This window comes from Pseudomonas antarctica, assembly GCF_001647715.1.
In the GTDB taxonomy this organism is placed as follows: domain Bacteria; phylum Pseudomonadota; class Gammaproteobacteria; order Pseudomonadales; family Pseudomonadaceae; genus Aquipseudomonas; species Aquipseudomonas antarctica_A.
In genome coordinates this window covers 3,683,293-3,696,298 of the sequence record NZ_CP015600.1, presented here as the reverse complement: position 1 = coordinate 3,696,298, position 13,006 = coordinate 3,683,293, and the positions used below count along the sequence as shown (strand labels likewise).

At 60.4% G+C, this 13,006-nt stretch carries 15 protein-coding genes; 11 read left to right on the top strand and 4 right to left on the bottom strand.

Annotated elements, in window-relative coordinates; genetic code table 11:
- Positions 1-5: 5 nt before the first annotated feature.
- Positions 6-902, bottom strand: coding sequence for an EamA family transporter (locus A7J50_RS16525; protein ID WP_064452783.1), 897 nt, complete (start codon positions 900-902; stop codon positions 6-8).
- Positions 903-1,001: 99 nt separating this feature from the next.
- On the opposite strand from A7J50_RS16525, the gene A7J50_RS16520 reads away from it, so the two are divergent.
- The 3 genes from A7J50_RS16520 (at position 1,002) to A7J50_RS16510 (ending at position 4,781) form a co-directional block, all read left to right on the top strand.
- A complete protein-coding gene (locus tag A7J50_RS16520; protein WP_064452782.1) occupies positions 1,002-1,784 on the top strand; it encodes an AraC family transcriptional regulator in 783 nt (260 codons plus the stop codon).
- Positions 1,785-1,866: 82 nt separating this feature from the next.
- Positions 1,867-3,420, top strand: coding sequence for a DUF726 domain-containing protein (locus A7J50_RS16515; RefSeq protein WP_064452781.1), 1,554 nt, complete (start codon positions 1,867-1,869; stop codon positions 3,418-3,420).
- Between the two features lie 41 nt (positions 3,421-3,461).
- Entirely contained in the window at positions 3,462-4,781 is a 1,320-nt protein-coding gene (locus tag A7J50_RS16510; protein WP_064452780.1) for an Nramp family divalent metal transporter, read from the top strand.
- A 93-nt stretch (positions 4,782-4,874) separates the two neighbouring features.
- Here A7J50_RS16510 and A7J50_RS16505 read toward each other — a convergent pair whose 3' ends face one another.
- Positions 4,875-5,807, bottom strand: a complete 933-nt coding sequence (locus tag A7J50_RS16505; RefSeq protein WP_064452779.1) for a LysR family transcriptional regulator — start codon at positions 5,805-5,807, stop codon at positions 4,875-4,877.
- A gap of 117 nt (positions 5,808-5,924) precedes the next feature.
- Between A7J50_RS16505 and A7J50_RS16500 the strand changes: the two genes are divergently transcribed.
- From A7J50_RS16500 to A7J50_RS16470, 8 genes are all read left to right on the top strand, one after another.
- A complete protein-coding gene (locus A7J50_RS16500; protein ID WP_056859391.1) occupies positions 5,925-6,413 on the top strand; it encodes a DMT family transporter in 489 nt (162 codons plus the stop codon).
- 4 nt (positions 6,414-6,417) lie between these two features.
- Positions 6,418-6,873: a DMT family transporter gene (locus A7J50_RS16495; RefSeq protein WP_053256633.1), complete on the top strand. Its 456-nt coding sequence runs from the start codon at positions 6,418-6,420 to the stop codon at positions 6,871-6,873.
- 89 nt (positions 6,874-6,962) lie between these two features.
- Positions 6,963-7,133 (top strand): metallothionein, encoded by a 171-nt coding sequence (locus A7J50_RS16490; RefSeq protein ID WP_064452778.1) that lies wholly within the window; start codon positions 6,963-6,965, stop codon positions 7,131-7,133.
- A 67-nt stretch (positions 7,134-7,200) separates the two neighbouring features.
- The gene (locus tag A7J50_RS16485) at positions 7,201-7,965 is read left to right on the top strand and encodes an AraC family transcriptional regulator (RefSeq protein ID WP_064452777.1); all 765 of its coding nucleotides are present in this window, start codon (positions 7,201-7,203) and stop codon (positions 7,963-7,965) included.
- Between the two features lie 89 nt (positions 7,966-8,054).
- Positions 8,055-8,228, top strand: coding sequence for a DUF1427 family protein (locus tag A7J50_RS30785; protein ID WP_082895909.1), 174 nt, complete (start codon positions 8,055-8,057; stop codon positions 8,226-8,228).
- A 30-nt stretch (positions 8,229-8,258) separates the two neighbouring features.
- Complete coding sequence (locus A7J50_RS16480; RefSeq protein ID WP_064452776.1) at positions 8,259-9,218, top strand: quinone oxidoreductase family protein; 960 nt, start codon at positions 8,259-8,261, stop codon at positions 9,216-9,218.
- Between the two features lie 441 nt (positions 9,219-9,659).
- A complete protein-coding gene (locus A7J50_RS16475) occupies positions 9,660-9,995 on the top strand; it encodes a DUF6124 family protein (protein ID WP_064452775.1) in 336 nt (111 codons plus the stop codon).
- Between the two features lie 442 nt (positions 9,996-10,437).
- Positions 10,438-10,773: a DUF6124 family protein gene (locus A7J50_RS16470; protein ID WP_064452775.1), complete on the top strand. Its 336-nt coding sequence runs from the start codon at positions 10,438-10,440 to the stop codon at positions 10,771-10,773.
- Between the two features lie 118 nt (positions 10,774-10,891).
- On the opposite strand, the gene A7J50_RS16465 is transcribed toward A7J50_RS16470, so the two are convergent.
- Both A7J50_RS16465 and A7J50_RS16460 read right to left on the bottom strand, forming a co-directional pair.
- Positions 10,892-11,923, bottom strand: coding sequence for a purine-nucleoside phosphorylase (locus A7J50_RS16465; protein WP_064452774.1), 1,032 nt, complete (start codon positions 11,921-11,923; stop codon positions 10,892-10,894).
- A 14-nt stretch (positions 11,924-11,937) separates the two neighbouring features.
- Positions 11,938-12,900, bottom strand: coding sequence for a nucleoside-specific channel-forming protein Tsx (locus A7J50_RS16460; protein ID WP_064452773.1), 963 nt, complete (start codon positions 12,898-12,900; stop codon positions 11,938-11,940).
- Positions 12,901-13,006 lie beyond the last annotated feature (106 nt).

The window sequence follows — 13,006 nt, the reverse complement described above, 5'->3', positions numbered from 1 at the left end:
CACCTTCAACCGCCCGAAAGGGCGGTTTTTTTTGCGGCGTCATGCACCACTGGTTTACGGTAAAGCCCGACAGCCAGGCCGATGATAATGACGGTGATGAACAGCCCATTGGCTGGGGAAATGCGCTCGCCGAGTATCAGCATCGAACTGGTGATCCCGAACACCGGGATCAATAACGACAGCGGCGCCACAGTTGACACGGGGTATGCCTTGAGCAGCGAATTCCAGCCCCAATAGGCGAAGTGCGTGGCCAGGTAAACCTGAAACAGCAGTGACAACCCGGCGGTCAGGTCGAGGCTGGCCGGCAAGCCGCCGAACGCCGCGCTGCCGTGCATCCACCAGGCCATCAGCCACAGTGGGATTGGCGGAAACAGGCTGGCCCAGACCATGAACGAGAAAATTTCCTTCACGCCCGATGCCTTGATGATGACGTTACCGATACTCCAGGCCAACGCACTGAACACGATCAACAAAACCCCAACTACCGCATGCTCGCCTTCTTGGGTAGAGATGATGCCCGCCAGCCCGATCAATGCCATAACGGCGCAGAGCCATTGTGCACGGCGGATTTTTTCCCTGAACAGCAGGTAGCCCCAGCCCAGCGTGAAAAACACGCTGCACTGAATGATCAACGAGGCGATTCCCGGGCTAACGCCAGCCTGGATGCCATAGTTGATCACGCCCCACATGCCCAGCCCGAAAATAATGCCGTAGGCGGCCACATAGCGGAACTTAACGCTGGGGCGCTGTATGAACAACACCAGTGGCAAGGCGGCGAGGGCAAAGCGCATGCCTGTCAGCACGAACGGGTCGATGGCACGCAGGCCCAGCTTGGTGATGGGAAAGTTCAGCCCCCAGACCAGGGTGACCAGCAGGGCAAGTGCCAGATGTTTCTTTTGCATGGCGATTCCTTTGAGCACGCTGCTTCAAAGGCATGAAGGGTAGGGCGCGTGCGGATGGCCCGCTTGCTATGTCGGGTCATCTTTTGACAATATCGGGCCATGATTCCAACCTTTGATGACAACGCCCCCGACGCGCTGGTCACCCTGCGTGCGTACCCCTCCGGCACCGTGTTCGAGCGGCATACACACCCGCGCGGGCAGTTTGCCTATGCCTCCACCGGCGCGCTGAAAATGTTCACCGACCTGGGCAATTGGGTGGTGCCGCCGCAGCGGGCAATCTGGGTGCCGGGTGGCATTGCCCATGAAATGCACATGCGCGGTGATGTGGTCATGCTAAACACCTACCTCGATGCTCAAGCTGCCGAGCGGGCAGGGCTGCACGACCGCTGCCAGGTAGTCGAGGTGTCGCCACTGCTCCGGCATCTGTTGGAAGCGGCATTGGCTATCGACCCATCGGCAGCGTCCGATGCCCGACGGCATAGCGTATTGACGCTGCTGATCGATGAAATAGGCAGCATGCCGGTATTGCCCCTCAGTGCGCCGCTGCCCTCCGAGCCGCGCCTGGCCCGTGCTTGCCAGCGCTTTCTGGACGCGCCTGCGCAAACCGTGTCCCTCGACGAGATGGCTGAGTGGTCGAGCATGAGTCGACGTACCTTTACCCGCCATTTTCAGACCAGCACCGGCATGACGTTTGTGGCCTGGCGCCAGCAGGTCTGCTTGCTGGAGGCCACTGCACGGCTCAGTCATGGTGCATCCATCACCGAGGTAGCGTTAGCGCTGGGTTTCAGCAGTTCCAGCGCCTTTACCTCGGTGTTTCGTCGCAACCTGGGGGATTCCCCGGCGCGCTACCTGGCCAAATCCAGGGCCGCGTCATTGTTCTGAGCCCACGTCGGTCAGGATTCACCTTGCTTGCAGTCATGCTTTGTTACTATCGCCGTCCATCGTCACCAGGAGTCACCGGCCCATGCAACACCAGTGGGATGAAATGCACCGCACCCGCAAACCCACGTTCTTACTGTGCGGCGAGCCTCAGGGGGATGTGCTCAATCTCTATGTTCACGGTTACTCGGCCTTCTTCAACCGCCAGCAACTGGGCAATTTCAAAGCGCAACTGGCAGGTATCGAAGGCTCGACCAACTTGATGCTATTCTGGCCGGCTGGGCATTTTCTGGAAAACCTGTTCGCCCCCTTCAAGGATGTGATCACCTCGATGCTCGGTGGCGGCGGCCTGGGTGCGGCGACTGTGGGCGTGGGCAAGGCGATTGCGTATTTTCTTGATCATTACAAAAGCGTCGAGGCGCGTGTCGATGAAGTGGCCAAGACTTTATTGCCGGAGTTGGCCAGTTACCTGCACGCCGAATCGCTGCAAGTAAGGCGCATCAACCTGATCGGCCATTCCCTCGGCGCACGCATCCTGGTCAAAAGTTTGCTGGCCAGTCCCGAGATCGCCCGCGAACTGCCATTGAACAATTTGTTGCTGATGGGCGGGGCGATCTGTACGTCCAGCCCGTGGGATGAAGTGTCGGCGCCGCTCAAGGGGCGCGTGATCAATTGCCACTCCAGCAAGGACTGGGCGCTGGCTATCAAGCCGGATACCGAGCGCTGCATTGGCCGTTATGCGATTGATGTCACGCCGGCACTCAAGGCCAAGGTCACCAATGTGCACCTGGCCACCTTTGATCATGCCGCCTACTGGCCGCAGTTGAAGACGGTGGTGCAGTACACCGACTTGTTGCAGGAGCGGCGCGGCCTGATTCGCTCTGATCTGCGCAGCAGTGAAGTGCGTTTTGCCGAGGAAGACGCGCAACTGTTCCCGGCACTGATGCAGGCGCGTGCGGAAGAATTGAAGTTTCTCGCCGAATTGATGGCGCAAAAGCGCAGTGCTTCGATTGATGCCAGCGTGCGCGAACCGCTGAAACTGGCCATCGAGTTGCAGCGTATGGGCGGTGACAGCTTTATGAACCTCGCCCGTGGCCATGGCGTGAGTTATCGACAGATCGCCGAAGATGTGGCGCAAAAGCTTGGAATCAAGTTCGATGAGCCGCTTGAAACCGTGGCCCTGGCGGACATCGAGGCGCAGGTCGCGGAAAAACTGATCGAGCAATACAAAGGCAAACTCAGCAGCGCCGACCGGCAGGCCTTCGACGCCGAACTTAAGGCAGCCGCGCAAAAAGAGCAGGGGTTGTTCAATCGAATCGACATTGGCCGCTCGGCCACCACCGCGCTGAGCGGCACGGCGTTGGCGGGGTTGACCGGGTTTATCCTGCGGCGCGGCGCGGCCACGGCGATTCCGGTGGTGGGCCAGGCGCTGGCGGCGGCGATGTTGCTGGTGACGGGAGTGCGGGCGTTTTCCGGCCCGGCTTTTTCGATCACCACCTTGTCGGTATTGGTGATAGGTGTGATTCGCCAGCGCATGGAGCGCGAAGCGCTGAATCAGGAGATGGACCTGGTGGTGCAAGTCGTTGAAGCGTTTGATTTGCCCCGGGAGACAGTGATGCGCACGGTCGCATCGGACTGATAAGCTGCGTTTCTGACTTGTGTGTTTGCCTGGGATACCGCGTGAAATTCAGCCTGCCGAAAATCGCTACCGCCCCGTTCTGCCCGCCGGAAGTGGCCGGCTCCGTTGTCGTTGACCCTACGGCGTCGTTTTTCAAACGGGCGCTGATGTTCGCCGGCCCCGGCCTGCTGATCTCCATTGGCTACATGGACCCGGGCAACTGGGCCACGGCCATCGAAGCCGGTTCACGTTACGGCTACAGCCTGCTATTTGTAGTGCTGCTGGCCAGCCTGGCCGGAATGGCGGTGCAATGCCTGTGCTCGCGCCTGGGCATCGCCACCGGCAAAGACTTGGCGCAACTGTGCCGCGAGCGCTATAGCAAGCGCTCCTCGCGCACGCAGTGGGTGCTGGCGGAAATCTCCATCATCGCCACCGACCTTGCCGAAGTGCTCGGCTGCGCCCTGGCATTTCACTTGCTGCTCGGTGTGTCGCTGACCACCGGTATCGTGATCACCGCCTTTGACACGCTATTGATCCTGGCTCTGCAGAACCGAGGCTTTCGCCGCCTTGAAGCGATCATGCTGGCCCTGGTGGCGACCATCGGCGTGTGCTTCTTTATCGAACTGGTGCTGATCAAGCCGTATTGGCCGGACGTACTCAGTGGCTTCACCCCGTCATTGTCGGCCATCAGCGATGCGGCGCCGTTGTACCTGGCCATCGGTATTCTCGGCGCCACTGTGATGCCGCATAACCTCTACCTGCACACCTCCATTGTGCAGACTCGCCTGATTGGCAAAGACCTCGCCAGCAAACAGGACGCGGTCAAGCTGGCGCGTATCGACACCATCGGCTCCCTGGCGCTGGCGTTGCTGGTAAACGCTGCGATCCTGGTGCTGGCGGCGGCTGCGTTTTACAAAACGGGTCACACCGAAGTAGTCGAAATCCAGGACGCCTACCACCTGCTTGATCCGCTGGTGGGCGGTGCGTTCGCCAGCATCCTGTTCGGCATCGCCTTGCTGGCTTCGGGGCAGAGTTCGACCTTTACCGGCACCATCGCCGGGCAAGTGATCATGGAGGGTTACCTCAACCTGCGCATTCCGTGCTGGCAGCGCCGTCTGATTACTCGTGGGCTGGCACTGATTCCGGCGTTTCTCGGGGTCTGGCTGATGGGCGACGATGCCATCGGCAAGCTGCTGATTCTGAGCCAGGTGGTCCTCAGCCTGCAGTTGCCGTTTGCGCTCTATCCACTGATCCGCATGACCGACGACAAGCAACTCATGGGGCCGTTCGTAAACCGACTGCCCACGCGGTTACTGGCGTGGTTTCTGTTTGCGGTGATCAGTGGGGCGAATGCGTGGTTGATTGGGCAGTGGTTGTTTTGATCCAAACGTGTGCGGTTTGAGGCGACCAAAACCAGGGCTGCCACTCGAGAGCAGGACAGGGGGGCGCAGCAGCAACCCGTGAACTGAGAGAGCTCACCGATCCCAGTAGGGCACGGTCCCAAAACACTCCACAAAATAATCAATCACCGTGCGTACCTTCAGTGACAGCCGCCGACTGCCCGGCCACAACGCGGCAATCTGCTGCGGTTCCAGCGTGGTCGCCACCTCGTACTCCGTCAGCACCGCCTGCAAGGTGCCTGCGCGCAACCCTTCGCCAATCAACCAGGACGGAAACACCACCAGCCCAAGGCCTTGCTCTGCCGCATGGGTAAGGGTATCGGCGTGGTTGCCGGTGATGGGGCCTTTAACGCTGTACGGCGTCCAGTCGCCCTGGTCGCGGCGGAAGAACCAGCGTTGCTGGCCGGTGATGCCTTTGTAGGCCAGGCACTGGTGATTGACCAGTTCATCGGGGTGGCGCGGTGTGCCATGGCGTGCCAGGTAAGCGGGGCTGGCGGCGATACGAAAGCGCTGGGGCGCGAAGATGCGCGCCTGCATGCCCGAGTCATTGAGCACGCCGATGCGAAACAGCAGGTCGGTGCCATCTTGCAGCGGGTCGACGTAGGTGTCGGTTTGCTGGATATCCAGTTGCAACTTGGGGTAGCGCCGGCACAACTCGCCCAACCAGGGTGAAAGGTGACGCTGGCCGAACACCATCGGCGCATTGATCCGCACCAGGCCGCTGGGTTCGCTTTCCTGTTCCTGCAGCGCCTGGGCGGCCGCTTCCAGTTGTTCCAGCATCACGCGTGCGTGATGCCCGAGCAGGCGCCCGGCCTCCGTGGGGCTGACCGCGCGGGTATGCCGGTAGAGCAATTGTTGGCCGAGTGCCTGTTCCATCAGCTGGATCTGCCGCGAGATCGAGGAGGGCGCCAGGCTCTCGCGGCGTGCTACTTCGGAGAAGCTGCCGTGGTCCAGCACGGCGACGAACAGACGCAACGCTTTGAAACTCAACTCATTTAAACCCTGCATCGTGCCTCCGAGCTGTGCGCATTGCGCAAAGGTGTTATCCGCATGCTCCCATTTATCGCACAGGACGGCCACCGGATAATGCGCGCCATGTTTCCTTTCCAGTAGTGCAGGTGATCTATGCAGGCAAGTTCGATCGAGGGCGTGGCGCAGGCCAGGCCGAAAAAGAACCTTCTACGGCTGCTGTTGTTGCCGTTGGTGATTCTGGCGGGCATGGGCCTGTCGGTGGAGGCCGGTTTGCTCGGCCCATTGGGTGTGCAGGTCGGGCATTTGTGGGCGACGTTGAGCATCTTTGGCGTCGGCACCGCCATCCTGTTTTTGCTGCTGCTGTTCAGCGGCCCGCAAAAGGGCCCGGCCCTCACCGATTTGCCGCGCTGGCAGTTGATCGGCGGGTTCCTCGGGCCGATGTACGTGGTGGTGCTGACACTCGCCACACCGCACATCGGTATCGCCATGACGATGATCGCGATCCTGTCGGGGCAGGTGGGCAAGAGTGTGTTGATCGACCATTTCGGCTGGTTTGGTACTGCGCGCAAGCGGGTCAATGGCGAGCGCTGGATTGCCCTGGCGTTGATTGTGGCGGCACTTGTTCTGATTGCACGAGGGTAAGGCGATGAATCTGATTCTGTTATTGGTACTGGTGATTGCCGCCGGTGCGGTGTTGAGTGTGCAGGCGGCGATCAATGGTCGCCTGGGCCAGACGGTGGGTGTGTTGCGTAGCAGCTTGCTGACTTTTGCAGTCGGAGCACTCAGCACCGCGTTGTTGATTTTTTTCTTCGAGCCCGCGCAGGCTGTCAGCCTGCTGGATGTGCCGAAGTGGCAACTGACCGGCGCGCTGTTCGGCGTCGTGTACATGATGGTGATGGTCGGCGCGGTGCCCATCGTTGGCACGGCAGTGGCAACGGTGGCGGTGATCGTCGGGCAATTGGGCATGGGCATGCTGATCGACAACTTCGGCTGGCTCGGTAACCCGGCCATCGAACTGTCGGGCAGTCGCATCGTGGCGATGCTCTGTCTGGCCCTGGCGCTGGTGTTCATGTACCGCAGCAATACCCGTCAGGCCGATTAACGGCGCTGAACCTTGGCGTCTTGCCGAGAGTCACTGCTTAAGGTGCAGCGCTCGCCGCACCTGGACGACCATGAAAAAGGAGTCTGACCATGGCTGATAAAACCTGTGCTTGCCCACATTGCAAATGCGTACTGGGCAAAGAGGCGGTGATGAAAGACGGTAAGGGCTACTGCTGCCAGGGCTGCGCCGAGCACCATGCGCATGGCGAGCCGTGCGCCTCGTCGACGGGTTGCGAGTGCACCAAGTCGGCAAAGGGCTAAAAATCCGCTCGGATTATCGGGTGGCGGTCATTACCATGGCCGTTCACCCTTGACCGATGCGCTCTTCATGGCTCTGGCCGCACCCCCCGACCTCAGTGATCATGCCGTCCCCGTGCAACCCTTGGCGCGTACCTACCCGCGCGGGTTGTATGTTGAGCCCCATAGCCATGACTGGGGCCAGTTGCTGTACGCCATGAGCGGTGTGATGTGGGTGGAAACACCGCGCGAAGCCCTGGTCGTCCCGCCGCAACGTGCGGTGTGGCTGCCGCCAGGGGTGGAGCACGGGATTCGCGTAGTCTCCGATTTACAGATGCGGAATATCTACTTGCGCCCGGCATTGGCGGCGACGCTGGACAGCCAGGTGCAGGTGATTGAAGTCGGTGGGCTGCTGCGCGAGCTGATCGTCACCTTGGTCGATCATCGCGATACCGGCGATTCGGCGTATTACGACGCCGTGGTTGGCCTGGCCTTGTTGGAACTGCAACGTGCGCGCCGCTCGCAAATCCGCATCGCCATGCCGGTGGCGGCGGACCGCCGGCTGATCAGCGCGTGCCAGGCGGTGATGGCGGCGCCTTCCCTGGAGATCCCCTTTGAGCAACACGCCGAGACGGCCGGTGCCAGCGTGCGTACGCTGGCGCGGCTGTTCCAGCATAACCTCGGCATGGGCTTTGCCGAATGGCGTCGTCAGGTGCAACTGGCCACGGCGGTGGCGAAGCTGATCCAGGGCCAGTCGGTCAGCGGCATTGCCCGGTCTTTAGGTTATTCGCCCAGCAGCTTCAGTGACATGTTTCGGCGCGAACTCGGTGTGGCGCCATCGCACTACATCGATTGAGGGGTTGGCCGAAATCCTGAAGCACTTGGCCGATGCCTCGGCGACTGGCTCACTACACTGAGCCCATCAACCCACCAGGCGTCGCCCAAATGAATTACCTGATTTCCCTCGCCATTGGCCTGTTTGTCGGCGTGATCTACGGTGCCCTGGACTTCCGCTCGCCCGCGCCGCCTGCCATCGCTCTGGTCGGTCTGATGGGCATGTTACTGGGCGAGAAACTGTGGCCCGTGGGGCGGCAACTGGTGAGTGGTTGGTTGTCCTGATTATTCACTTCCCTTCGATGGATGTTGGCCATGAAAGCTCTGCAATTTTCCGCCACTGGCGACCTCGCCGCCCTGAGTTTCGTCGACGTCGCCACCCCGGTACCGGCTGCCGATGAAGTGCTGGTACAGATCAAGGCTGCGGGCCTGAACCCCAGCGATGTTAAAAACGTGCTGGGCCGCTTTCCCTACACCACGCTGCCGCGTATTCCCGGGCGAGACTTCGCCGGTGTTGTGGTGCAAGGCCCGCCAGCGTTGGTGGGGCAGGACGTGTGGGGCACCGGCCGTGACCTCGGGTTTTTCGCCGACGGCTCCCACGCGCAATACCTCACCGTGTCCGCCAAGGGCGTGGCGCACAAGCCTGCTCACCTGAGTTTTGCTCAGGCCGCCAGCCTTGGCGTGCCCTACACCACCGCTTGGGATGCCCTGGAACGTAGCGGTGTCGCGAAGGGCACGCGTTTGTTAGTGATGGGTGCCAATGGTGCCGTAGGCAGTGCGGCGCTGGCCCTGGCGAAGATTCGTGGTGCCCAGGTGTTGGCGGCGGTGCGCAAACCCGATCAGGTTGCGGCGTTGCAGGCGCAAGGGGTTGACGCGATCGCACTGGGCCAGCCGGAAACGTTGGGTGCGCAGGTGAACGCCGTGTTCAAGGGCGGCGCCGATGTGATCTTCGACACGACCGGTTTCTGGCTGCCGGCCGCTGTCGCAGGGTTGGCCCCATTCGGGCGCATCGCAATCATCGCCGCGCCGGTTGATGGGCACGTGCAACTCCCGGCATTGGCCTTGTATCGCAAAGGCGGCTCGGTGGTGGGCATCAATTCGTTGCTCTACAACTGCGAGCAGTGCGCCGTGATGCTGGAGCAATTCGGGCGCTTCTTTGATGAAGGGCTACTGCCACTGCCGACTGGGTTGCGCGAAGTGGCGCTGGCGGATGGTGTGCAGTGTTACGAGGAAGTGAACCAGGGCGGTGCGGACAAGATCATCTTTCTGCCTTAACACGGTTAAAAAATGTGGGAGCTGGCCTGCCTGCGATAGCGGTGTGTCAGTCAACATCTCTCTGACTGACAGGCCGTCATCGCGGGCAAGCCCGCTCCCACAGTTTGATCTTCACTAAGCTTCGGGAACGAGCATGGCTCGGACCTTTCCCACAGAGATTTCAGGTTGTCGCTCGGAAGGGCGCTGACTAACCTCACCTCCGTCGCTGCCAATTCAGCGACCGGATTTGACCGTCCGAGCTTGTTAACGAATCGCTACGCCCTGTACCAATCTCAGGCGCTTTTTCTATGCCTGAGGTATTGTGTCGCGGCAGTTGTGCGCGGGATACCTTCGGGTATGCCGGGTTCGTTGACAACCGGTCGGTCAACCCGCGTACAGCTGCCACCTTCACCTCGTTTGACCGCGAGCGTTGGCGGCTCCACTTGTCGACGGAGTTCCACCATGATTAAAGACAGCCCAAACCCCCCAGGCCAGCAAGACTTCGATACCAGCACCCTGCACGAAGTGGCTTACCGCGCGATCAACCACTACCTCAATCCCGGCAAGCCAATCCCCGAACCCACCGAAGGGCTCTTCACCGTGCGCGCCGATCTGGGCACGGAAACCTTGCTGGTCAATGCGTCCCAGGATTTGGCGTCCCTCTGTGAGATTGCCAACCATCTGGCGTTTGAAATCGACGGGGCTCAACGCAATGTCGCGCTGGGTATCTGTCGAATGCTGGAGGGTGTGCAACTGTTGGTCGATAAGGCACTGAATGTGGCCCATCCGGCGGCATAACGATTAACGCGGTAAGAAAATGTGGGAGCTGGCTTGCCTGCGATAGCGGTGTGTCAGTCAACATCTCTCTGACTGACAGGCCCTCATCGCGGGCAAGCCCGCTCCCACAGTTTGATCTTCACTGGGCATCAGAAACCTTGGTCGCTCGGACCTTTCCCACAGAGATTTCAGGTTGTCGCTCGGAAGGGCGCTGACTAACCTCACTGCCGTCGCTGACCGTTCAGCGATCGGATTTGACCGTCCGACTAAACCAGTGCGCTACAGCACCCAAGACCTATATCAGGCGTTTTTTCTACGCTTGATGTATCGTGTCGCGGCAGCTGTGCGCGGGATACCTTCGGGTATGCCGGATCCCTGGTTCCGGTCGGTCAACCCGCGTTCAGCTGCCACCCCACTTTGTTTGACCGCGAGTGATGGCAGCTCCACTACCAGGAGTTCCACCATGATTAAAGACAGCCCAAACCCCCCAGGCCAGCAAGACTTCGATACCAGCACCCTGCACGAAGTGGCCTACCGCGCGATCAACCACTACCTCAATCCCGGCAAGCCAATCCCCGAACCCACCGAAGGGCTCTTCACCGTGCGCGCCGATCTGGGCACGGAAACCTTGCTGGTCAATGCGTCCCAGGATTTGGCGTCCCTCTGTGAGATTGCCAACCATCTGGCGTTTGAAATCGACGGGGCTCAACGCAATGTCGCGCTGGGTATCTGTCGAATGCTGGAGGGTGTGCAACTGTTGGTCGATAAGGCACTGAATGTGGCCCATCCGGCGGCATAACGATTAACGCGGTAAGAAAATGTGGGAGCTGGCTTGCCTGCGATAGCGGTGTGTCAGTCAACATCTCTCTGACTGACAGGCCCTCATCGCGGGCAAGCCCGCTCCCACAGTTTGATCTCTACTGGGCGTCGGGAACGCCTTTTTCCCAGGCTGACCAGTTCTTCAGAATCGCCTGTACCAGCGGGTTGCCCGTGCGGTACAGGTTCTCCAGCGCCGGAACAAACCCACCCTGGTCGGCGTATTTCAGCAGGTTGTCGACTTCGCTGTAGCCAGGGTACGGCCGGTCGAAATCGGAACCTGCACGCACCACGGCCAGGCGCTGGATATCCACCAGGCCTTCACGGCTGGCGCGCAGCAGGGCTTCATAGGTGGAGTTGTCTTCCTGCTGGGTGGTGCAGTACTCGCCTTTGTTGTCGGTGAGCAACTTGGTCCAGACTTCGGCGCGCTCGCTCAGGCGTGTGCCGGAGAACCAGGTGTTGCCTGCCAGCGTGTCACAGCGGGTGACTTGCGGCGGCTGGTTGGCCGGTGCGGCAGGGTAGTGTTTGCGCCAGGCGCTGGATTCCTTGCTTTCCGTCAGCTCAACCTTGTGCGACAAGTCATACGCCTTGGCTTGTAGCTTGGGGTTCAGCTCAAAGACTTCGGTCTTGTAGTCCAGTGGCGGTTTTTCGTTGGGGCCTTTGGTGTTGATGCCGATGTAACCGGTTGGCCAATCCTTGGGCGCATCCCGCGAGTCCAGCTCCCATTGGGTGCCGAATTCCACCAGGTAATGAGCCCAGGCAGCCGTGCCGATTGTGCCGTGTTTGGGGCTGATACCGGCAATCCCGGCGATCAGGAAATAGCTCTGGCGCAGGTCGAACTTGGGCGACAAGGCCAAGGCCAGGGTCGACGCGGCGGCGTTGGTCTGGCCCATGCCGGTCACCAGCAGGCATACATCCTGGGTGTTGCAGCGAATCACCGGGTATTCAGCCGACAGGCCCGGCACGCGTACTTCCTGCTTGAGTTCCAGGCGGTCGATCCAGGTCTGCGCCTCGGGGGCGAACATGGTGATCAGCATCACTTTGGGCTTGATCGGCGCGGGGGCAGCCGCCAGCACCACGTGAGGCAGCAGGGCCAGGCCAGCGGCCATCGAGAGACGGGTAAACGCTTTCATCTAATGCTCCTTTATCAGAATTGGTAGCCGACACCGGCGTAGTAGCCCCAGCCATCCGAGCGGGCGCGGAAGTTGCCTTCGCCGAAGTTCAGCTCGCTGCCGTCCTCCCAGTTGCCGCCGTTGTGAAAGTAACGGCCAACCAGGGTAAAGCGCAGGTGGGTAAACGAATACAGCAGCACGTTGGTCGCCACCAACGAGTTGGCGGTGCGCGCCGGGTTGTCCTTGTGCAGGTCCGAGCCGAAATCGTAGTTGGTGAAGCCGATGTAGGTCAGCGACGCACCGTTATCGAAACTGCTGATAGGCACGATGTACTTCATTTGTGCACGGTAGCCGTCCCACGAATATTCATTGCTCGCGCCATAGTTTTCCCATTGGTAGCGCCCATAGAAGTTGGCCGACAGGTTGACCCGCGAGTGCGTGTCGATGTCGGTGCCGAGACCGCTGTACAGGGTGTTGGCGCGGTTGGACTTATTGCTGCCATGGTCGTAGATCCAGTCAAACGCCACATACCATTCCTTGAACGGCCCGATGGCCAGGCTGCGACCAGCCAGGTAGTCGATGGAGATGCGCGGCTCGTGCTCCATGAATACCGGCGAGCCATGGTCCCACGCGCCTTTGTCATTACTGTTACCGATGCCGAGAATCTTCGGCACGTCGATATAGCCGTACAACTCGAACGGGCCCTTGCGACCGAAGTACTCGTACTCCAGATAGACGTCATCCTGCGGCTTGGGGCCGAAGCTGATGTCTTTGCTGCCGATCAGTGTCAGGTCCTGGTTGAACCATTCCGACAGATACACGCCTTTTTTCGCGGGGCTGGCGTCGGGGCTCTTGGTCTCAGGGCTGAGGGTTTCGCCCTGTGCTGAGTCATCAGCGGGTTTTTCCTGCGCCAAAATGGGGGCGCTGAGTACTCCCGTAACGGCAGCCAGTAGCAAGGAAACACCAAAGGAAGCAGGACGCCTTGAGGTGGGGTGCATTGAAAGTCCCTATTCGTACGCGGTTTGAACCCGATACCTCGGGTAACGGTGAACTTGGCAGCCAAGTTCGTTCCGCAAACGTTTGCACAGGCTGTACCAACTTTGC

Bases quoted from the DNA above. Each gene is read 5' to 3' on its own strand.
- A7J50_RS16525 (WP_064452783.1), bottom strand. From the start codon at position 902: ATGCAAAAGAAACATCTGGCACTTGCCCTGCTGGTCACCCTGGTCTGG.
- A7J50_RS16520 (WP_064452782.1), top strand. From the start codon at position 1,002: ATGATTCCAACCTTTGATGACAACGCCCCCGACGCGCTGGTCACCCTG.
- A7J50_RS16515 (WP_064452781.1), top strand. From the start codon at position 1,867: ATGCAACACCAGTGGGATGAAATGCACCGCACCCGCAAACCCACGTTC.
- A7J50_RS16505 (WP_064452779.1), bottom strand. From the start codon at position 5,807: ATGCAGGGTTTAAATGAGTTGAGTTTCAAAGCGTTGCGTCTGTTCGTC.
- A7J50_RS16500 (WP_056859391.1), top strand. From the start codon at position 5,925: ATGCAGGCAAGTTCGATCGAGGGCGTGGCGCAGGCCAGGCCGAAAAAG.
- A7J50_RS16495 (WP_053256633.1), top strand. From the start codon at position 6,418: ATGAATCTGATTCTGTTATTGGTACTGGTGATTGCCGCCGGTGCGGTG.
- A7J50_RS16490 (WP_064452778.1), top strand. From the start codon at position 6,963: ATGGCTGATAAAACCTGTGCTTGCCCACATTGCAAATGCGTACTGGGC.
- A7J50_RS16485 (WP_064452777.1), top strand. From the start codon at position 7,201: ATGGCTCTGGCCGCACCCCCCGACCTCAGTGATCATGCCGTCCCCGTG.
- A7J50_RS30785 (WP_082895909.1), top strand. From the start codon at position 8,055: ATGAATTACCTGATTTCCCTCGCCATTGGCCTGTTTGTCGGCGTGATC.
- A7J50_RS16480 (WP_064452776.1), top strand. From the start codon at position 8,259: ATGAAAGCTCTGCAATTTTCCGCCACTGGCGACCTCGCCGCCCTGAGT.
- A7J50_RS16475 (WP_064452775.1), top strand. From the start codon at position 9,660: ATGATTAAAGACAGCCCAAACCCCCCAGGCCAGCAAGACTTCGATACC.
- A7J50_RS16470 (WP_064452775.1), top strand. From the start codon at position 10,438: ATGATTAAAGACAGCCCAAACCCCCCAGGCCAGCAAGACTTCGATACC.
- A7J50_RS16465 (WP_064452774.1), bottom strand. From the start codon at position 11,923: ATGAAAGCGTTTACCCGTCTCTCGATGGCCGCTGGCCTGGCCCTGCTG.
- A7J50_RS16460 (WP_064452773.1), bottom strand. From the start codon at position 12,900: ATGCACCCCACCTCAAGGCGTCCTGCTTCCTTTGGTGTTTCCTTGCTA.